The organism is Nocardia spumae (assembly GCF_020733635.1).
GTDB classification, from domain to species: Bacteria; Actinomycetota; Actinomycetes; order Mycobacteriales; family Mycobacteriaceae; genus Nocardia; species Nocardia spumae.
The window spans coordinates 3,544,596-3,563,176 of the sequence record NZ_JAJFZL010000001.1; the positions used below are offsets into that span (position 1 = coordinate 3,544,596).

The following is an 18,581-nucleotide window of genomic DNA, read 5'->3' on the forward strand; positions in this document are numbered from 1 at the left end:
GCGAAGTCTCAGTCCAGTGCGAACAACCGAGCGGCATTGTCGTGGCACACCGCGCGCAACCAATTCTCGCCGAGGTCGAGCCGTTCGAGCGCCTCGAGCGCGTGGGCGTAGGAATACGGGATGTTCGGGAAGTCGCTGCCGAACAGAATGCGGTCACCGAGGTCGGCCAGCCGGGGATACTCGCTGCGCGGGAACGGAGTTCGCTCCTCGACGAAATCGGTGAACGACATCGTGGTGTCCAGATATACGGTGTCGTACCGCTGGGCGATATCGAGGAATTCCGAATGTTCGGGTACGCCCATATGGGCGATGATCAATCGTAGTTTCGGAAAGCGTCGCAGGAGTTCGGCGATCGGCTCCGGCCCGGTGAAGTCGCCGGGTGCGGGACCGGAGCCACAATGGGCCAGCACCGGGATTCCGGCCTCGGACAGCAACCCCCAGACGTCGGTCAGCAGCGGATCGCCGGGATGGTAGCCGCCGACCTGGATGTGGGATTTGAAGATTCGGGCCCCGGACTCGATCGCCGCGCTCACGTAACTCTCGGCGTGATGTTCGGGAAAGAAGGTCGCGGTGTGCAGGCAATCGGGGGTGTGGGCGGCGAAATCGGCCGCCCACTCGTTGAGCCACGCCGCCATATCGGGCTTGTGCGGGTACACCAGTGAGGTGAACGCACGGACCCCGAATCCGCGCAGCGTGGTCAGGCGTTCCTTCTCGTCGTCGCGGTAGGCGATCGGCCAGGGGCGTCCGATCAGTGGGCCGGCCGAATCGAAATACGCCCACACCTTGCGCAGGACCCGGTCCGGCATGAAATGGGTATGGACATCGATGATTCCGGACAGGCCCAGCCGGGACCGGAAATCCGCGACCGCCGCCCGGTCACCCTCGTCGAAATTCACCGAACCTCCTGTACCGCGGGCGGATGGACCGATGCCGCGAAATCGCCGATACGCGTGATCATCTGGTCGAAGAACGCGGCGGGATCGGTCCTCACCGCGATGTCGGCGTTGAGCCGCCGTCCCCACAGCCCGGACCAATCTGCCACCGTCGCACCCCGGGTGATGGTTCCCGCGAGTTCGACATCGACGGTGGCCGGACGCAGCACCGCGATGGCCGGGTCCAATGCCACCGCCGCGGCGAACGGGTCGTGCATATGCGCCAGATAGCCCTGACCGTGCTGCTGGTGGAATTCGAAATAGAACCGCACCGCGTCGATGAGGAAGCGCACGATCGGATTCGCCGCTCGCGACCGCAGGCCAAGGGGGTCGTCCGGGGCGGGAATCGAGTCCGCTCCGGCGCCGGCGCGCTGGGCGATGCGCCGTAGATGCCCGGGCGTCATCTCGATCGTCTCGGTGATGTCGAGCGCGCACACGATCGGCCGGCGATCGGCCGGCGCGGCGGAGAACGCGTCGAAGACCACCTTCGCGGCCTCCGGGTCCACGTGGACATTCCACTCGTTCGTCGGCGTGGTGTTGCCCGGGTGCTGGAACGCTCCGCCCATGATCACCAGCCGCCGAAGCAATTGCGGCAGATCGGGTTCGAGCTCCACAGCCAGCGCGAGGTTGGTCAGCGGTCCGGTGCACAGGCCCAGGACCGTGCCGGGCGCGGAGTGCGCGATATCCACCCAGAGCTGCGCCGCCGAACGAGACGACAGGGCGCGGGTGGAGGGTGGCAGTTCGGCATAACCGATTCCGTGCGGCCCGTGCGTGTCCTCGGTGGTCCGCAACGGAATCGCCAGTGGTTGCGCGGCGCCCAATGCCACCTCGATGTCGGGTGCCCGGCACAGATCCAGCAGCGCCAGATTGTTGGCGGCCACCTGTTCGGCGGCGACGTTACCGGCCGTCGATGCGATTGCGGCGATATCTGCTCGCGGGTCCGCCAGCAGATACAGCAGTGCCAGCGCATCGTCGATTCCGGTATCGACGTCGAGCATGATCGTCTGCCGCACGATAGGAGACTATCGACCGGCGATCGGCCCGATTCCCTGGCCCCGCCGCCGTGGTCTCCGGTGCGCACCCGCCGGCCGAGAGTGGCGGCCGATCGGCACAGCTTGGCATTCTATCGGTGGTCGGCCATCGGACGGTCCGGTCACAGTGGACGCATGAGCAATCACTCGGCCCCGGCCGCCGGAACCGAACATCGCACGTCGATGCGAGCCGTTGTCTGTGTCCGGGCGGGTGGCCCGGAGGTGCTGGAACCGCGTGAGCTGCCGGTGCCGGCCGTTCGGGCGGGCTGGAGTCTCGTGCGAGTGCGGGGTGCGGGCTTGAATCGGTCGGAGTTGCGGACCAGGCAGGGCCATTCGCCGAACGTGCGATTCCCGCGTGTGCTCGGGATCGAATGCGTCGGAACGATTGTGGAGTCCAGCGCTCCCGGCGCCCTGCCGCTGGGAGCGACGGTCGCGGCGGTCATGGGCGAGATGGGCCGCGAGTTCGACGGCGGTTACGCGGAGTACGCGCTGCTGCCGAATCGGCTGCTGATGCCGATCACCACCACGTTGCCCTGGGAGATTCTGGCGGCGCTGCCCGAAACGTACCTGACCGCACGGGGCGCGCTGGATGCCCTGGGGGTCCTGCCGAACAGCGCAGGCCGGTTACTGATTCGGGGCGGAACCTCCTCGGTGGGGATGGCGGCCGCATCGATCGCGGCCGGCCACGGTATCGAGACCGTGGCCACCACCCGCAGGCCCGGCAAGGTGAACGCGTTGACCGCGACCGGCATCGCGCACGTGCTGATCGACGACGGCGAATCGCTTGCCGCGAACGTGCGCGCGCTGTGGCCCGGGGGGCCGGACCAGGTGCTGGACCTGGTGGGGGCGAGCACCGCGGTGGACTCGCTGCGTCTGGTGCGACGGGGCGGCACCGTCTGTGTGGCGGGCTCACTCGGTGGCTGGCTGATCCCGAATCTCGAACCGATAGCGATGATCCCGACGGGCACCAAGCTCACCGCGTTCCACAGCGGCACCCTCGAGGGCGATGCCGGCAGGAGTCTGCTGCAGCGGATCGTCGAAGAGGTCGAAGCGGGCGTCTACCGGCCCAATCTCGACCGTGTCTTCGGTTTGGGGGAAATCGGTGCGGCGCATCGGTATATGGAGAACAACGAGGCCACCGGAAAGGTCGTGGTGGTGCCGTAGCCGCCGGATTCGCGGGCAGTCGAGCGCGATTCACCGCGGCAGCAGGTGCAGAGCGAGGTCGACGACGGCCTCCGGAGGCTCATCGGTGCGCACGGTGGCGCCGAGTTCATCCGGCTCGAGCGGTTCGAGGGTCGCCAGTTGCGAATCGAGCAGCGTCACCGGCATGAAGTGATCGGCGCGCCGGGTGAGCCGATCGAGCAGTACCGCGCGATCGGCCGTCAGATGCAGGAAGACCGGTTCCGGTGCGGCGCTTCGCAACCGATCGCGATAGCGGCGTGTGAGCGCCGAGCATGCGATGGCTCCGCCGCGCCCCTCGGTGTGGCGCTCCCGTAGCCACCGGCCGACCGTGTCGAGCCACGGTTCGCGATCGGCGTCGTCGAGCGGGACCCCGGCCGACATCTTGGCGATGCCGGCGGGGGGGGGTGCATGTCGTCGGCATCGGCGAACACCAGGCCGAGCCGGGCGGCCAGGAGCCGGGCCGTCACGGTCTTTCCGGTTGCCGACACTCCCATCACCACGATGCTGCGGCACGGCACACCTCGGTCTGTAAGTTTCCGATCATTCTTATCGGATTTCATACATATTCCAGTGTGCGCGGTTGTATGTTATTGACAGTTCTCATCACTTCCGATCTATGCGGGTGGCGGTCTCCGTTCGTATTCCGCACCGCGGGAACCGGTGAGGATCCCGTGGTTGAAGCGTGTTCGATCGCGGGCGTACGACCAGTGAAAGGGCAACGACGATGATCCCGTGGGTTCTGATCCAGAATCTCCTCAACCGCCTCGACATGGGTTCGGCCGGATTCGGCGCCTGAGGACTCGGTGCCGGGATCGGCATCCCGGTGCGAGCGCGGTGGCCGGATCCGTTGGCGCTCAGCGTGTTCCGGTGCCGGGCGGCGCCGGGTGCGGCGGTTCCAGCATCGGAACAAGGTAACGCCGGGCCAGTTCGGTCAATTGCTCGTCGTCGTCGAGGTCGACGACTCCGCTGGGGATCGCCAGAAACGACGCCGAGATCCGGACCATCAGCTCGGCCGCCAGTTCGGCGTCGACCTCGGCGGAGACCTGGCCCGCACGCTGCTCCCGACGGAGCTGGCCGGCGACGAATGCCCGCACCATGGCGACGGTGCGGCCCTGGTCGCCGATCATCGAGCCGACGACCATATCCGGTTCGGCGGTGAGCAATCCGCCGATGATCGGATTGTTGCGGATCGTGCGCAATGAACTGACGAAACCGAGCACCACCCGGTCGGCAGGGGTGCGGGCGCGCCGGATGTCGGTGAGGAACTGGTCGAAGTAGCGGCGATACTCCCGCAGGATCACCTGTTCGACCAGATCGTCTTTCGTCGCGAATCGGCGATAAACGGTAATGCGTGAGACGTTGGCCCGCCGTGCCACATCGTCCATGGTCGAGCGGCGAACACCCAGCGCGCCGAATTGCTCGCAGGCCGCGTCCAGTACTCGGCTGCGGATGTCGTCACCGTCGTCGGCCCCGTCGACGGCGGCGGTGTAGGCGCGTTCGATCAGCGAGCCGGTATCTGCCGCGCTGTCGGGGTCGGAAGGTCCAGGATTCACATTTTCCTCTCGTACGGGGCCGATCGCCGGAAATCTTGCCAACTCCTTGTGATCGGAGACATGGTGTGGTCTCATCGAGATACTCAGATACGGAACGTGTATCTCTGTATCTGCGACTCGATGAAGAGGGACGTTAGCATGGATGGACTCAGCAGACGTGAGGCGTTGCGGGTCAGCGGCGGGCTGCTCGGCGCGGTCGGCGTACTCGCCCTGGGGGCGCGCACTGCGCGTGCCGAACCGTGGACGTGGTCGCCGGCAGGCTCGATCGTCGGCAGCGGCGGTGGCGCGGATCCGTTGACACTCTGGGACCCCGAGGCCGACCCGGTCATCGCCGATGTGATGGACCGCGGCGACGTGCCGGCGATCAACCGGGCGCTGGCTACCTGGGTCCGCAACGATCAGCCCGTTCCGAACGAGTTACCATCCGGTCTGCGCGACTTCATGGAGTACGCGCGACAGCTGCCGCCGTGGACCGATCAGAACAAACTGTCGGCCTCGTTCGAGTTCAACAAGAAGCGCGGAACCTACCTCGGTGTGCTCTACGCGTTCGCCAGCGGCATGATGTCCACCGTCATCCCGCACGAGGCGCGGGCGGTGTACTACTCGCGCGGTGGTTCGCATATGAAGGACCGCATCGCCAAGACAGCGAAGTTCGGATACGACATCGGCACCGTCAACGCCTACGGCCCCGACGGCCAGATGATCGTCACCTGCGTCAAGACGCGCATCATCCACGCCGCGGTCCGGCATCTGCTGCCGCAGTCGCCGCACTGGCCCTCCGGACACACGCCGATCAGCCAGGACGATCTGATGGTCACCTGGCACAGCCTGGCCACCACGATCATGCGGACGTTCAACTCGTGGAATGTGGTCATTCCACAGGCCGAGTCCGAGGGCTATCTGCACAGCTGGCAGCTGGCCGGGCATCTGCTGGGTATCCGCGACGAGTACATCCCCGCGTCGTGGCAGCAGGCCGACGATCAGGCCAAGCAGGTGCTCGATCCGATCATCGCGCCGACCGCCGAAGGTGTCGATCTGGCGCACAAGCTGCTCGACCTCGGTTTCGATATCGACCTGACATTGCTGAGCAAGCCCATCCTGGGGGCCTTCACCCGATTCATCCTGGGAGACAGAGTCGCCGACTGGCTGCAGATCCCTCGCGAACCGGTATGGAGCCCGTTGCTCGAGGTCGCGTGGCGGCCGTTCGTGGCCGTCCGCGAGGGAGTGATGGGGGTGATTCCGCCGACCGCGGATGCGACCTGGATGTTCGACGAGTTCCTGCGGCAATTCGTGCTCTGGTACATGTCCGAGCTACATATGCCCCTCAGTATCGAAATTCCGCAGACCAACCGGTAATTCGGGTGAAGAAGAAGGGCAGTCCCGATGAGAAGGTCTCGAATGTGACCCGGATCGGTCACCGGTCGCGGCGCCTGCCGATACCCGACGGCGTCGCCGGCCTTCCGGCCGCGGCGCTGTCGGTACTCGGCGCGCCGAAGCCGTCACACTGTGCCCCCGCCGCCGGATCGAACGGTGCCGCAGCGCGGCGGGAATACGGTGGATGCGTGCCGCGGCACGGGGGGTGGCGCCGATGCCCGGATGCGCGCGGCATCATGGTCGGAGCAACCACCGCCGGCCGAACGAGGAGCAATACCGTGCCACTGTCGACTCCCGCTCCGATTCTCAGTGGCGTTCCGGGCTCGTTCGCGCACGGCGTGTTCGTCGAGCGGCATCCGAAATTGGTGGAGCGGGTGCTGGACGCGGTGCCCTTCGGGCCCTGCGAGCGCGCCGCGATCGAGCGGCTGCTGGTCGAGAGCACATCCGGCGTACTCGAGCCGTTGACCGAGAACACCGCCGATCGCGACCGGTGGCGAGTCTGGGGCGCGGGCCTCTACGGCAGGCCCTGGGGCGAGGCGCCGTTCCTGTGGGCGGAGAGCTTCTTCTACCGCAAGCTGCTGGAGGCGACCGGCTACTTCGGAACCGGTGCCTGGCGGGGGATCGATGTGTTCGCCTCGTTCAAGAACGCCGAGCTGACCGGGAAGACGGTCGAGGACCAGCTGAGTACAGTTGCGGCGCACACCGGTTCGGCCGTGGAGGACCGCCGTGACCGGTTGCTCACCTCCGCGTTGTGGGGCAATCGAGCAGATCTGGGATTTCAGCTCACCTCGGCGCCGATCTCTACCGGGTCGAGCCGTGTGCTCGTCGACGACAGTGCCGTGCTGTGGTCGGTTCTCGACGCCGCCGCGAACCCGGCCGTGAGCCTGATCGCGGACAATGCCGCGGGCGAACTGGTTCCCGATCTGGTGCTGGTGGACCACCTGCTGACGACGGGGCTCGCCGCACAGGTCGTGATCTGGGTGAAGCCCCATCCCTATTACGTATCCGATGCGACCATGTCCGATGTGGTCGATACGATCGGCTTCCTACGCACGTCGCCACATCGGGCGGCGGCCGCCATAGGTCAGCGCCTGCACGGCGCCATGGCAGCCGGGGATCTGAAGGTCCGGACTCACGACTTCTTCTGCGCTCCACTGCCGTTCACCGCCATGCCCGGCGATCTGGCCTCCGAATTCCGGGACACGGCGATCACCGTGCTGAAGGGCGATCTGAACTACCGCCGGCTCGTGGGGGACCTGCATTGGCCCGCCACCACGCCGTTCGCCGAGACCGCGAACTACTTCCCGTCCCCATTGATCGCGGCGCGGACGCTGAAATCCGATGTCGTGGTGGGGCTTACGGCTGCGCAGGTCGACGAGCTCGATGCCGCCGAATCGCAGTGGCGCACCAGCGGTGAGCACGCTGTCATCCAGGCCTGGTCTCCTGCCGCGAGATAGCGGGACAGGCGCACCACAAGTGCGTCGTAGATCGCGGCGGTCACCGGAGCGCCGGTCGCGGCGCAGGTTCGCAACGTTCGGGCGTTGGGGCCCTAGGAGGCGGCGATGAATTCGGCGCACTTCTCACCGATCATGTACGACGGCGCATTGGTGTTCCCGCCGGTGATACTCGGCATGATGGAGGCGTCGGCGACTCGCAGGCCCTCGATTCCGCGCACGCGCAACAGCGGGTCCACTACGGCGCGCTCGTCGACGCCCATCCGGCAGGTACCGACCGGGTGATAAACCGAATGCACTCGATTCGGCAGTTCGCGGCGCAATGCGGTGTCGTCGAGATAGGCGGGACCGGGAGTGAGCTCTTCGGTGATGTCACCGGCGATGGCCCTGTGCGCCATCACCTCTCGGATCATGCGCATGCCCTCGAGGAGCAATTCGGTATCGGCGGGGTCGGTGAGATATCCGGGGTCGATCAGCGGCGCATCGAGCGGATCGGCCGAGGCCAGCGTCAGCTCTCCCCGGCTCCCGGGATAGATCAGCGTCGGGAAGATCGTCAGCGCCGCGCGCCGGTCGACGGTGTGCAATGTGTCCTCGTCCTGATTCGGGACGGGATATCCCCATGGCAGCGTGTGAATCTGCATATCCGGGATATCCCGGGCGAAGCGGGTTTTCACGAACCCCACCATCTCGAACATGGTGCGGCCGAACCAGGTGCTGCCCGGCCGCAACAGCTCACGGAGCACGGCCGGCGCGAAGTGGGTGGGTGTGCTGCGGTGCACGGCATTCCGGGAGACGAATGTCATCGGTACGAACATGTGATCGTGCAGATTCTGTCCGACCGGAAGATCCGCGTGCACATCGATGCCGAGTTCGCGCAGCCGGGCGGCCGGGCCGATCCCCGACAGCATCAGGATCTGTGGCGAGCCGATCACTCCGCCGGATACGACGACCTCCCTCGCCGCCCGGATCGTGGAATGGCCGTGTGGGCCGATCACTTCCACGCCGGTGGCCCGGCCGCCGGTGAGGACTACCCGCGCCACATGTGCGCCGGTGATCACCGTCAGGTTCGGGTTCGGGCGGTCGGTGAGGTAGCCGCGCGCCGAGCTGTAGCGCAACCCGTGCCGCACGCTCTGCTGGAAAGTGCTGATCCCTTCCTGGGATTCGCCGTTGTAGTCCGCGATCTCGGACACGCCGAAGGTGTCGGTGGCCGCCTCCACGAACTGCCGGGCGATCGGGGTCAGGTGCTGCTGCCGCGTCACCTCGATCGGACCGCCCGCTCCGCGCAGCTCGTCCGGGCCGTCCTCCCAGTTCTCGAGGCGCTTGTAGGCGGGCAGTACATCCGCATAGCTCCACCCCGTGCAGCCTTCCGCGGCCCAGGAGTCGAAGTTGGCCTTGTTGCCCCGCACGAACAGCATTCCGTTGACCGAGCTGGAGCCGCCGAGCACCTTGCCCCGGGTCATCGGGATCCGGCGGTTGCCGGCGTGTTTCTGCGGCGTCGAGTACTGCTTCCAGGTGACCCGCTTCTTCAGTTGCGGAACCGTGTGCACCATCGCGATGGATCCCGGCATGGTGACCAGTCGCGTGTTGTCCTTCCGTCCTGCCTCCAACAGGATCACGCTCGCGCCCTGGTCGGCGAGCCGGCCCGCGACGATCGCCCCGGCGCTGCCCGCGCCGACGACGACATAGTCGGCCTCGGTCGCGGTCCCGCGACCGGATCCTGTGCGAGACGTGTCGGTCATAGTTACTGCACTCCAATCTGGACAACTGTCTGGACAGTACTATTGCTTGATCGGTGCGGCAAGACCCGGGTCCCGCGGAATCGGTCGATCGTGGGTCACTCGAGGGCCGATGCGAAAATGGTTGAGCGCGGCCATGATCGCGGCGATCGGCGCGGCCGGTACGGATGGTCCGCCGAATCGGCTGTACGGCAAGGATATCGACCGCCGCGCCGCGCTCGCTGCGAGCGTTCATCGGACTGCTCGGTCTTGCGCGGACTCGCCGAATCGGTTGTCGCGAACCGGGCTTGCCGGGCTCGGCGGCCTGTCGCCGAGCGAATCGGACAGCGGCGGAGTAGTTTTGACATGTCAATTTGCTCGCGTTGTGGACCGATGCGCGGATGTCCCCGCCGCGGCCTGGGGGTGTAGTGCCGGTGAGATTCGCGGACCGTTTCAACGAAGTCGTATCGCAGTGGGAGCAGGTGAACGGCGCTCGGATGTCCAACCGCGCGTTGGCGTTCCGAGTCACGCAGTCGGGACATCCGGTCTCGGCGACCTATCTGTCCCAGCTGCGTTCGGGTAATCGGGACAATCCCTCGCCGGCGTTGGTCGAGGCGGTAGCCCGGGCGCTGGCGGTGGAACTCACCCAGTTCAACGACCGCGGCCAGCGTGATCCGGTTCCCGGCGACGAGACGCTCTCGGCCGCGGTGGCGGATCCGGCGCTGCGGCGGCTGCTGACCGCCGCGGCGGGCCTGTCCTGGGCGTCGGTCGAACTGCTGTCGGATATGGCGAGAAAGCTACGTCTGGCCGAGGGGCTGGCGCCGGGAACGACCGCCGAGGTCTGATCCGGGCCTACCGCGGTGCGGCCGCGGGGTGGTCCGTAGCGGAGTAGGCCGGCAGCTCGTAGTCGTCGGTGCCGCCGAAGAACATCTTCATCATCACCGGTCGCATGATCCGCGAGAGCATGATCCGGTTGACGGTGCGGCGCACCGCGGTTCCGAATTCGCCGGTGGACAGCATCATCGAGATGCCACCCCCCGGAAGTTCCTTGGCCTTGTCGAGGAACGGGGTGATCACCTGCTCGTAGCGCCGCAGCGCCGCCGGCATATCGGTGGGATCGGCGGCGATCTCACCGGCCAGCACGTACGCGCCGACCAGCGCCATCGCGGTGCCCATACCGGTCATGGGGGAGCCGCAGTAGCCCGCATCGCCGACGAGGGTGACCCGCCCGGCCGCGAGGGTCGGCATATCGATCCGCGCGAGTTCGTCGAAGTAGAAGTCGTCGGCGACGGTCATCGCGTCCAGAATCGCGGGTGCGTGCCACTGATCGTTCGATCCGGCCTTGTCGCGGATCAGGCGCTGCTGAGCGGCGACGTCGCGACGCAGGCTCGGGTCCGGTTCGCCGAGCAGGGTCAGGATCGCCTTGGCGGTCGCGGGATCCCGATCGGGCCGCAGTCCGACGGCGGCGTGGGGGACGAGTTGCATGGCGAACCAGCCCGGCCGCAGACCGGACGGGGTGGGCATGGTGAAGAAGGAGGCATAACCACCGAGGAAGGTGCTGAACTGCTCCTCCGGCCCGAATGCCAGCCGCCGGGTCCGGGAATGAACGCCGTCGGCGCCGATGACGAGGTCGAATCGGCCGCGGCGGCCGGAGGTGAAGCCGACCTCCACGCCGGCATCGTCCTGGGTCAGCTCCTCGATCCCGTCGTCGTATCGGTAGTCGAGCAGACCTCCGGCCGCCTCCACCGCGTCGAGCAGCACCTGGTTGAGATCCCCGCGCGTGATCTCGATATCGGCCACCGGGCCTTTGCCGTCGAAATGCTCCATCGCGATGTTGGCGTAAGTGCGGCCCTTGGTGTCGATATAGGAGATTCCGAGTTCCTCGAGCTGGTACCGGGCGATACCGGGCATGAGTCCCATGCGCTCGGCCACCTCCCGGCTCGGACCGCGAAGATCGACCGCCTGGCCACCGGGGCGGGGTGCGGCGGCGCGTTCGACGACCGTGACCCGGATGCCGGCGCGAAGCAGTTGCAGCGCAACGGCGTTGCCGGCGATGCCGCCTCCGGACACGAGGATGTGCGGTGCGGTGGAGTGGTTGCTCATGGTGGTGATTCCCTTACGCTTGGTTCGAACGTCTTAGACAAATGTGCCACACGGTTGGCACGTTTGTCTAGTACAAACGTCTGAGACGTTGTAACCTGGACATATGGGAAATCGAGAGGACCTACTGGAAGGCGCGCGCAAGGCGATCCTGGAACGGGGACTGGCCAAGGTCACCGCACGCGATATCGCCGGTGCCGCGGGGGTGAGCCTGGCCGCCATCGGCTATCACTTCGGCACCAAGGATCGCCTGGTCGCCGAGGCGATCGCACAGGCGACGGGTGATGAGATCGGTGACGGGATGGAGGCTGCCATTCGCGACGCGGGGGAGGGGAGGTCGCTCGCGGACGCGCAGGAGGCCACCTGGAACGGCATGGTGGACGTGATCCAGAATCATCCGGACCAGCTGATGCTCAGTTTCGAGAACGGCGTGCGCGTGGCGCGGTCGCCGGAATCGCAGGCCTACATGTCGGATGCGACCGACGAGGTGTACCGAGCGCTGGCCGAACCGCTGCGCGAGGTCCACCCGGAGCTGTCGGCCGCCGACGCGCGTGCGGTGGCGAAAGTGTACTTCGCGCTGTTCCAGGGCGTCGCGCTACAGTGGCTGATCGCTCCGGCCGGTGAGATGCTCACCGGGGAGGATGTGGTTCGCGCGGTGCGGGCGATGAGCCGGGGATAGCGGTTCCGAGCCGCCGTCGCCGGCCGAACCGGACGAAGCCGATCCACGACACCGCGACTGTCGCGACGACCAGCACGCGCACGATATCCAGAGCGCTGCGCGGATACAGCACACCGGTGATGTAGTAGTCGATGAATCCGCCGGAGGGCAGGGCGGCTTCGCCCCCGCGCTCACGGGCCCACGTCTCGAGACGGGTCAGCGGACATTCGACACTGACGAGTATCGTGCTGAATCCCCAGGCCACAGCCGCGATATGAGTCCAGATGGTCCAGCGCCAACGCCATGCGACGAAGCCGCCGACGACAACGTAGGCGATGAAGAGGAAATGCACACCCGCGGTGGCATCCGCCAGCATCCGGTACAGCACATAATCCAGATTAGGTCGAGCGCGTACGTGATGCGCGGGATTTCGTCTCGTCGCGGAAAGTGTCGGTATCCCGAACCATCTTGTCCCACACGCCTTTCGAGGTGAGCGACATTGAACAATGCCGGTACGCCAATATGCGCATCTATGCATCCAAGATTGGGAGTGTCCCCGGGTCGCGGGGGAGGACACCGAGGCCGGCCGTAAGCGGGGGCGGGGGGCGACGCATACATCGGATTCGCGTCGAGAAGGAGAGCGTCCGCCGTGGATGAAGCACGGCGGACGCTCCGCGGAAAGTTCAGGGGATCGGCATCCGATCGAGCTGATGGGATGCCATCTGAGACACAATCAATATCGATACGTGGATATGCGCATCTAACTATGTATCACCGATTCGAGTGTCGCGAACAACCGAGCACCTCACGTATGTCAAAGAAGGCCCAGACAAGCCGAGCTCACCAGTTGGACGGTTCGTAGTCCTTCAGGAAGCAGCCGAAGAGGTCGGTGCCGGCTTCTCCGCGCACGATGGGGTCGTACACGCGAGCGGCGCCGTCGACGAGGTCGAGGGGAGCGTGGAAACCTTCCTCGGCGAGACGAACCTTGGTGTAGTGCGGGCGTTCGTCGGTGATCCAGCCGGTATCGACCGCCGTCATGAGGATGCGGTCGGCTTCGAACATCTCGCGCGCGCTGGTGCGGGTGAGCATGTTGAGCGCGGCTTTGGCCATATTGGTGTGCGGATGGCCTGGGCCTTTGTAGCCGCGGCTGAAGACGCCCTCCATCGCCGAGACGTTCACGACGTACTTGCGGCGGGCCGAGGATGCCGCGAGGGCGGGGCGCAGCCGGGAGATCAGGAGGAACGGTGCGGTGGAGTTGCAGAGCTGTACTTCGAGCAGTTCGGTGGCGTCGACCTCGGCGACGGTCTGCACCCAGCTGTTGGTGTGGGCGAGGTCGGGGACCAGCCCGCCTGCGTCGATCGCGACACCGCGTGAAATGCGTTCGGGGGTGGCCGATCCGGCGACAAGGGCGAGATCGGTGACCTCGGCGGCCGACACCGTGGTGGGAACGAGCGCGGCGTCGAGCGAGGCGGTCAGCGCGTTGGGATGTGCCTGGGTGGTGGTGCCGAAGCTGATGGTGTCGGGCAGTGGGCCGGCGGGTAGTGGGGCGGATTCGGCGTCGACGAGGGCGGCGTACGCGCCGGCCGACCGGCGGACGGTCTGGGCGGCGTTGTTGATGATGATGTCGAGCGGGCCCTGCGCGGCGACGTCGTCGGCGAGGGCGACGACCTGGGCCGGATCGCGCAGATCGATGCCGACGATGCGGAGCCGGTGCAGCCATTGCGCGCTGTCCGGTTGTGCGGTGAAACGACGGATCGCGTCGTTGGGAAAGCGTGTGGTGAGGGTGGTGTGCGCGCCGTCGCGCAGTAGTCGCAGGGCGATGTACATGCCGATCTTGGCTCGGCCGCCGGTGAGCAGGGCGCGGCGACCGGACAGGTCGGTGCGGGCGTCCCGTTTGGCGTGATTGCGGGTCGCGCAGTCGGGGCACAGCTGGTGGTAGAAGCGGTCCACCCGGGTGTAGCGCTGTTTGCAGATGTAGCAGGGGCGCGGGCGCAGCAGGGTGCCGGCGGCATCGCCGACGGTGGTGGTGGACAGCGGGATGCCGGCGGTCTCGTCGTCGATGCGTTGCGGGGAGCCGGTGGCGGTCGCGGCGACGACGGCCCGGTCGGCCTCGGCGATGGCATCGCGGGCCTGAGTGCGTCGTTGCCGCTTGAGCTTCTTGAACATCAGGCCGACGGCGCGCTGGACGGCGATCGAATCGGGGTCCTTGTCGTCGAGCTGGGCGGCCTGATCGATAACCCGCAGGCAGATGGCCAGTTCGTCGGGATCGATGGAGGTGCCGGGCAGGGGGGTGGTGGGCGCGTTCGTCGCGGTGTACTCAGCCATCGTGCTGCCGGGTGATTCCTTCGTCTGCGGTGGGGTTGCCGGACCATTGTCGCATCGCTGGTGAGGGCGCTGTTCGACGAGGGCCGGGTGGCCGCGCGGACGGTGAGCGCGGGCGGGGCGCGGCAGCGGCGGCGCGTTGTTGACATCTCGCCAATAGTCGGTCAGGCTGGGTGCCTGCGGGCCGGTGCAGGCCTGCGCGGGGTTCGAGACGAAGGAAGTAACGATGGCGCGTTCCGCGTGGAGCGACGATGAGGTCGAGGCGGTCCGGGATCTGGCGAAGACCTTCTTCGAGAAGGAGGTCCTGCCGAACGAGGAGAAGTTCGTCGCGCAGGGGCATCCGGATCGTGAGCTGTACAACCGGGCCGGCGAGCTGGGCCTGCTGTGCCCCGCGATTCCCGCCGAATACGGGGGTGGCGGTGGCACTTTCGCGCACGAGGCGGCATTGATCGAGGCGCAGTCGTTCGCGGGGGACGGATCATTGGGTATGCCGGTGCATTCGTCGATCATCGCGCCGTACATCAAGGAGTTCGGGTCCGAGGAGCTCAAGAGCCGGGTACTGCCGAAGGCCGCCAGCGGTGAGATGGTGTTGTCGATCGGTATGACCGAGCCCGGGACGGGCTCGGATCTGCAGAACATCAAGACTCGTGCGGTCCGAGAGGGCGACGAGTACGTGATCACCGGGTCGAAGATCTTCATCTCCAATGGCTGGCTGTGTGACGGCATCATCATCGCGGCCAAGACGGATCCGACCAAGGGCGCTTCCGGGGTATCGCTGATCTTCGCCGAGGTGAACGACGAGACACCGGGGTTCCGCCGGGGTCGAATTCTGAACAAGATCGGCGGTAAGGCGCAGGACACCGCCGAGTTGTTCTTCGACGGCTTGCGGGTGCCGGCGTCGAATCTGCTGGGCGAGGCCGAGGGCCAGGGTTTCTATCAGATGATGCAGTTGCTGGCCCAAGAGCGGCTGGTGACCGCGATCATGGCGGTGGCGATGATGGAGCGGGCGGTGGAGCTCACGGTCGAATACACCAAGGGCCGTGAGGCTTTCGGTAAGCCGCTGTTCGCGATGCAGAACACGAAGTTCGAATTGGCCGAGTGCGCGACGATCGCGCGGGTGAGCCGGACGTTCCTCGACGATGCGATCGGTAAGCATTTGCGGGGGGAACTCGATATTCCCACGGCTGCGATGTCGAAGTACTGGCTCACCGACCAGTTGGGTATTGTGGTGGACCGCTGCCTGCAATTGTTCGGTGGCTACGGATACATGACGGAGTACCCGATTTCCCAGCTGTACACCGGTGCGCGCGTGTTGCGGATCCTCGCCGGTTCCAACGAGGTGATGAAGGATCTCATTGCCCGCTCACTCTGATACCACGACCGGGTCGGCGCCGGTCGATGCCGAGTCGGCACGGCGGCGCCGGCTGGAGCCGGACGAACGGCGCGCGCAGATTTTGGCGTGCGCCATCGAGATGTTCGGTGAACGCCCGTACGCGGCGGTGTCGACCGCCGAGCTGGCGCAGCGTGCTGGGGTGGCGCGCGGGCTGATCAATCACTATTTCGGCAATAAGCGGGATCTGTATCTCGCGGTGGTTCGCCGGATGGTGACGCTGCCGCGACCCGATCACATGGTGACTCCGACGGGGAGTTCGCGTGAGCGGGTGGATGCGAGTGTGTCCTGGTTGCTGGATACGATCAGCGGTCTGGGCAGTACCTGGGTGAAGGTCACCGGATATGAGGGCATCGGGGACGATCCGGAGGTGCAGCGCATTCTGGACGAGGCCGATGACGCGGCGGCGGATCGGCTGCTGCAGATGGTCGGCTTGAGCGGTTCGGCGCGTGACGACGAATTGCGGGCGTTGGTGCGGGCGTACAGCGGGTTGGTGAAAACTGCCGGTCGGGAGTGGATTACTCGTGGCACGCTGGACCGTGAGCAGGTGCATTTTCTGCTGTCGGACGTGTTGATGGCGTTGGTCGACACCACGTTTCCGCGGATCGAGCGGGGTCGCTGACTCAGCTGGGAGTGCGGGCGCGGCTCGGCTGGACGCGTGGGGGCTCGTTGGGCATCTTGGGGTATTGGGGTGGCCACGGGGCGTCGAGTAGTCCGGAATCGAAGTCGCGGCGTGACATTTCGAGCAGGGGCTGGATGGATTGCGGGGTGCGCTCTGCCCAGGGGTCGCCGAGGGCGGCGAGGCGGTCGGGGACGGTGGCGATGGTGAGATCCGCCGGGACGACGGTTTCGAGGGCGTCCCAGGAGATCGGGGTGGAGACCTGGGCGCCGACCTTGGGCCGTACGCACCAGGCGCCGAATACCGTTTTGTGCGGGGCGTTCTGGTTGTAGTCGATGAATACGCGTTGTCCGCGTTGTTCTTTCCACCATTGGGCGGTGATGAGGTCGGGGTGGCGGCGTTCGAGTTCGCGGGCGAGCGCTACGGCGGCGGCGCGTACTTGGTAACCGTCCCAGAGTGGTTCGAGCAGTGCGTAGATGTGCAGGCCGCGGGATCCTGAGGTTTTGACGCGGGCGTCGATGCCGAGTTCGGCGAGCAGGTCGCGGGTGAGGACGGCGACGTGGCGGAGGTCGTCGAAGCCGATGCCGGGGGAGGGGTCGAGGTCGATGCGTAGTTCGTCGCTGATGTCGAGGTCGCCGATCTCGCCTTCGGTGCGGGCCGGGACTCCGCCTGCGGGAATGTGATTGGGCCAGACGTGGAATCCGAGGCAGCCGAGGTTGACGGCCCACAGCAGGTGGGCGAGGTTCGCGGCGACGAGGGCGTCGCTGGTGGTGCCGTTGGGGGTGGAGACCTGGACGGTCTGCAGCCAGTCGGGTACCGATTTGGGGACGCGTTTCTGGAACCAGGATTTGCCGCCGGCACCGTCGGGATAGCGTTCGAGCAGTACGGGCCGGTTGCCGAGGGTGCGCATGATGGGTTCGGCGACGGCCTGGTAGTAGCGGACGAGGTCGAGTTTGGTTTCGCCGCGGGTGCTGAAGTAGACCTTGGCGGGGTTGGTGATGCGGACGGTAACGCCGTCGGTGTCGATGTCGAGGGCTTCGCTCATCGCCGGGCCTGCTCTTTCGCGGTGGTGAAGATGTCGGAGAGTTCGGCGGGTGCGATTTCCTCGAGTTGGGCGTAGGTGCACGATTGCGGGGTGCGGTCGTCGCGGAAGCGGACCAGGCGGCCGCCGTGGCGCAGGCGTCCGGCCATGAGGTGCTCGTAGCGGACTTCGGCGACGAGTTCGGGGCGCAGCGGCTCCCAGGAGAGGTCTTTGCCGCCGGTCCAGCGGCTGACTCCGCCGGGCATCTTGCCGTCGGCTTTGGCCTGTGCGGCGGCGTCGGCCCATTGTCGCCAGGGGTGGTGGGTGAGTGCGTCGGTGCGCAGTGGTGCCAGTTCGTCGACCAGTTGTGCGCGGCGGGCGGCGGTGAAACTGCTGGCGACGCCGACGTGGTGGAGGTTGCCCTCGTCGTCGTAGAGGCCGAGTAGCAGGGAGCCGACGCCGAGGCCGTCTTTGTGCCAGCGGAAGCCGGCGACGACACAGTCGGCGGTGCGTTCGTGTTTGACCTTGATCATGACGCGTTTGTCCTGCATGTAGGGCAGGTCGCGGGATTTCACCATGACTCCGTCGAAGCCGGCGCCTTCGAAGCGGGTGAACCAGTCCTGAGCGATGTCGGGGTCGGAGGTGAGGGGGGTGAGGTGGATGCCGTCGTGGGGGGTGTCGAGCAGTGCTTCCAGTAGTCGCCGGCGTTCGTGGAAGGGGGTTGTGGTCAGGTCGTCGTCACCGAGGGCCAGCAGGTCGAAGGCGACGAAGGAGGCGGGGGTCTCGACGCTGAGTTTGCTGACGCGTGAGGCGGCGGGGTGCAGGCGGTTCTGCAGGACGTCGAAATCGAGGCCGTGGTCGGTGACGACGACGATTTCGCCGTCGAGGACGCAGCGTTCGGGGAGGGCGGCGCCGAGGCGCTGGGCTACTTCGGGGAAGTAGCGGGTCAGCGGCCGGTCGTTGCGCGAGCCGAGTTCGATGTCGGCGCCGTCGCGGAAGACGATGCACCGGAATCCGTCCCATTTGGGTTCGTAGAGAACGGTGTCCTCACGGGGGAGTGCGGAGGCGGATTTGGCCAGCATCGGTTTCACCGGTGGCATGACGGGCAGGTCCACGCGATCCTCCTCGGGTCGGTCTCACCCATGCCGACGGAGCGGGCGCGCGAAATTCATCGCCCGGCGCCGTCGTCATGATCGTAGGCCGAGAGCCGTGGTCGCGATCGCAGCGCGC

The 18,581-nt window shown here is 66.5% G+C and carries 16 protein-coding genes and 1 pseudogene; 7 read left to right on the forward strand and 10 right to left on the reverse strand.

Going from position 1 to position 18,581, the window contains the following annotated elements:
- Positions 1–8: 8 nt before the first annotated feature.
- Both LKD76_RS15885 and LKD76_RS15890 read right to left on the reverse strand, forming a co-directional pair.
- Complete coding sequence (locus tag LKD76_RS15885) at positions 9–896, reverse strand: amidohydrolase family protein (protein WP_227982104.1); 888 nt, start codon at positions 894–896, stop codon at positions 9–11.
- A complete protein-coding gene (locus LKD76_RS15890; protein ID WP_227985260.1) occupies positions 893–1,930 on the reverse strand; it encodes a nucleoside hydrolase in 1,038 nt (345 codons plus the stop codon). Before LKD76_RS15890 ends, LKD76_RS15885 begins: the two co-directional genes overlap by 4 nt.
- Positions 1,931–2,098: 168 nt before the next feature.
- On the opposite strand from LKD76_RS15890, the gene LKD76_RS15895 reads away from it, so the two are divergent.
- Positions 2,099–3,127, forward strand: a complete 1,029-nt coding sequence (locus LKD76_RS15895) for a zinc-binding dehydrogenase (RefSeq protein WP_227982105.1) — start codon at positions 2,099–2,101, stop codon at positions 3,125–3,127.
- 30 nt (positions 3,128–3,157) lie between these two features.
- Here the strand turns inward: LKD76_RS15895 and LKD76_RS15900 are convergent.
- Both LKD76_RS15900 and LKD76_RS15905 read right to left on the reverse strand, forming a co-directional pair.
- Positions 3,158–3,639, reverse strand: a pseudogene (locus tag LKD76_RS15900) (gluconokinase).
- Positions 3,640–3,999: 360 nt separating this feature from the next.
- Complete coding sequence (locus LKD76_RS15905) at positions 4,000–4,698, reverse strand: TetR/AcrR family transcriptional regulator (protein ID WP_227982106.1); 699 nt, start codon at positions 4,696–4,698, stop codon at positions 4,000–4,002.
- A gap of 138 nt (positions 4,699–4,836) precedes the next feature.
- Here LKD76_RS15905 and LKD76_RS15910 point away from each other — a divergent pair, with 138 nt between their 5' ends.
- Both LKD76_RS15910 and LKD76_RS15915 read left to right on the forward strand, forming a co-directional pair.
- Entirely contained in the window at positions 4,837–6,054 is a 1,218-nt protein-coding gene (locus LKD76_RS15910) for an oxygenase MpaB family protein (RefSeq protein ID WP_227982107.1), read from the forward strand.
- Between the two features lie 296 nt (positions 6,055–6,350).
- Positions 6,351–7,529, forward strand: a complete 1,179-nt coding sequence (locus tag LKD76_RS15915) for a damage-control phosphatase ARMT1 family protein (protein WP_227982108.1) — start codon at positions 6,351–6,353, stop codon at positions 7,527–7,529.
- 92 nt (positions 7,530–7,621) lie between these two features.
- On the opposite strand, the gene LKD76_RS15920 is transcribed toward LKD76_RS15915, so the two are convergent.
- Positions 7,622–9,265, reverse strand: a complete 1,644-nt coding sequence (locus LKD76_RS15920) for a GMC family oxidoreductase (RefSeq protein ID WP_227982109.1) — start codon at positions 9,263–9,265, stop codon at positions 7,622–7,624.
- A gap of 410 nt (positions 9,266–9,675) precedes the next feature.
- Between LKD76_RS15920 and LKD76_RS15925 the strand changes: the two genes are divergently transcribed.
- Positions 9,676–10,086, forward strand: coding sequence for a hypothetical protein (locus tag LKD76_RS15925; protein WP_227982110.1), 411 nt, complete (start codon positions 9,676–9,678; stop codon positions 10,084–10,086).
- Positions 10,087–10,093: 7 nt separating this feature from the next.
- On the opposite strand, the gene LKD76_RS15930 is transcribed toward LKD76_RS15925, so the two are convergent.
- On the reverse strand, positions 10,094–11,344 hold the full coding sequence (locus tag LKD76_RS15930) for an FAD-dependent monooxygenase (RefSeq protein WP_227982111.1): 1,251 nt from the start codon (positions 11,342–11,344) through the stop codon (positions 10,094–10,096).
- A gap of 103 nt (positions 11,345–11,447) precedes the next feature.
- On the opposite strand from LKD76_RS15930, the gene LKD76_RS15935 reads away from it, so the two are divergent.
- Positions 11,448–12,020, forward strand: coding sequence for a TetR/AcrR family transcriptional regulator (locus LKD76_RS15935; RefSeq protein ID WP_227982112.1), 573 nt, complete (start codon positions 11,448–11,450; stop codon positions 12,018–12,020).
- Here LKD76_RS15935 and LKD76_RS15940 read toward each other — a convergent pair.
- Together LKD76_RS15940 and LKD76_RS15945 are read right to left on the reverse strand one after the other, a co-directional pair.
- Positions 11,971–12,387: a DUF2784 domain-containing protein gene (locus tag LKD76_RS15940; RefSeq protein ID WP_227982113.1), complete on the reverse strand. Its 417-nt coding sequence runs from the start codon at positions 12,385–12,387 to the stop codon at positions 11,971–11,973. The two genes, LKD76_RS15935 and LKD76_RS15940, sit on opposite strands and share 50 nt — an antisense overlap.
- 452 nt (positions 12,388–12,839) lie before the next feature.
- Positions 12,840–14,324, reverse strand: coding sequence for an SDR family NAD(P)-dependent oxidoreductase (locus tag LKD76_RS15945; protein WP_227982114.1), 1,485 nt, complete (start codon positions 14,322–14,324; stop codon positions 12,840–12,842).
- Positions 14,325–14,547: 223 nt separating this feature from the next.
- On the opposite strand from LKD76_RS15945, the gene LKD76_RS15950 reads away from it, so the two are divergent.
- Positions 14,548–15,693, forward strand: a complete 1,146-nt coding sequence (locus tag LKD76_RS15950) for an acyl-CoA dehydrogenase family protein (protein WP_227982115.1) — start codon at positions 14,548–14,550, stop codon at positions 15,691–15,693.
- Positions 15,677–16,333 carry a TetR/AcrR family transcriptional regulator gene (locus LKD76_RS15955; RefSeq protein WP_227982116.1) on the forward strand — a complete coding sequence of 219 codons (657 nt, stop codon included), beginning with the start codon at positions 15,677–15,679 and terminating at the stop codon, positions 16,331–16,333. Before LKD76_RS15950 ends, LKD76_RS15955 begins: the two co-directional genes overlap by 17 nt.
- Position 16,334: 1 nt before the next feature.
- Here LKD76_RS15955 and LKD76_RS15960 read toward each other — a convergent pair whose 3' ends face one another.
- Together LKD76_RS15960 and LKD76_RS15965 are read right to left on the reverse strand one after the other, a co-directional pair.
- On the reverse strand, positions 16,335–17,375 hold the full coding sequence (locus LKD76_RS15960) for a DNA polymerase domain-containing protein (RefSeq protein WP_227982117.1): 1,041 nt from the start codon (positions 17,373–17,375) through the stop codon (positions 16,335–16,337).
- On the reverse strand, positions 17,372–18,466 hold the full coding sequence (locus LKD76_RS15965; protein WP_227982118.1) for an ATP-dependent DNA ligase: 1,095 nt from the start codon (positions 18,464–18,466) through the stop codon (positions 17,372–17,374). The genes LKD76_RS15960 and LKD76_RS15965 overlap by 4 nt, the downstream gene beginning before the upstream one ends.
- Between the last annotated feature and the right edge of the window lie 115 nt (positions 18,467–18,581).

Excerpts from the sequence above, each read along its gene's own strand:
- LKD76_RS15890 (WP_227985260.1), bottom strand. The coding sequence starts at position 1,930 with ATGCTCGACGTCGATACCGGAATCGACGATGCGCTGGCACTGCTGTAT.
- LKD76_RS15895 (WP_227982105.1), top strand. The coding sequence starts at position 2,099 with ATGAGCAATCACTCGGCCCCGGCCGCCGGAACCGAACATCGCACGTCG.
- LKD76_RS15910 (WP_227982107.1), top strand. The coding sequence starts at position 4,837 with ATGGATGGACTCAGCAGACGTGAGGCGTTGCGGGTCAGCGGCGGGCTG.
- LKD76_RS15920 (WP_227982109.1), bottom strand. The coding sequence starts at position 9,265 with ATGACCGACACGTCTCGCACAGGATCCGGTCGCGGGACCGCGACCGAG.
- LKD76_RS15930 (WP_227982111.1), bottom strand. The coding sequence starts at position 11,344 with ATGAGCAACCACTCCACCGCACCGCACATCCTCGTGTCCGGAGGCGGC.
- LKD76_RS15935 (WP_227982112.1), top strand. The coding sequence starts at position 11,448 with ATGGGAAATCGAGAGGACCTACTGGAAGGCGCGCGCAAGGCGATCCTG.
- LKD76_RS15945 (WP_227982114.1), bottom strand. The coding sequence starts at position 14,324 with ATGGCTGAGTACACCGCGACGAACGCGCCCACCACCCCCCTGCCCGGC.
- LKD76_RS15950 (WP_227982115.1), top strand. The coding sequence starts at position 14,548 with ATGGCGCGTTCCGCGTGGAGCGACGATGAGGTCGAGGCGGTCCGGGAT.
- LKD76_RS15960 (WP_227982117.1), bottom strand. The coding sequence starts at position 17,375 with ATGAGCGAAGCCCTCGACATCGACACCGACGGCGTTACCGTCCGCATC.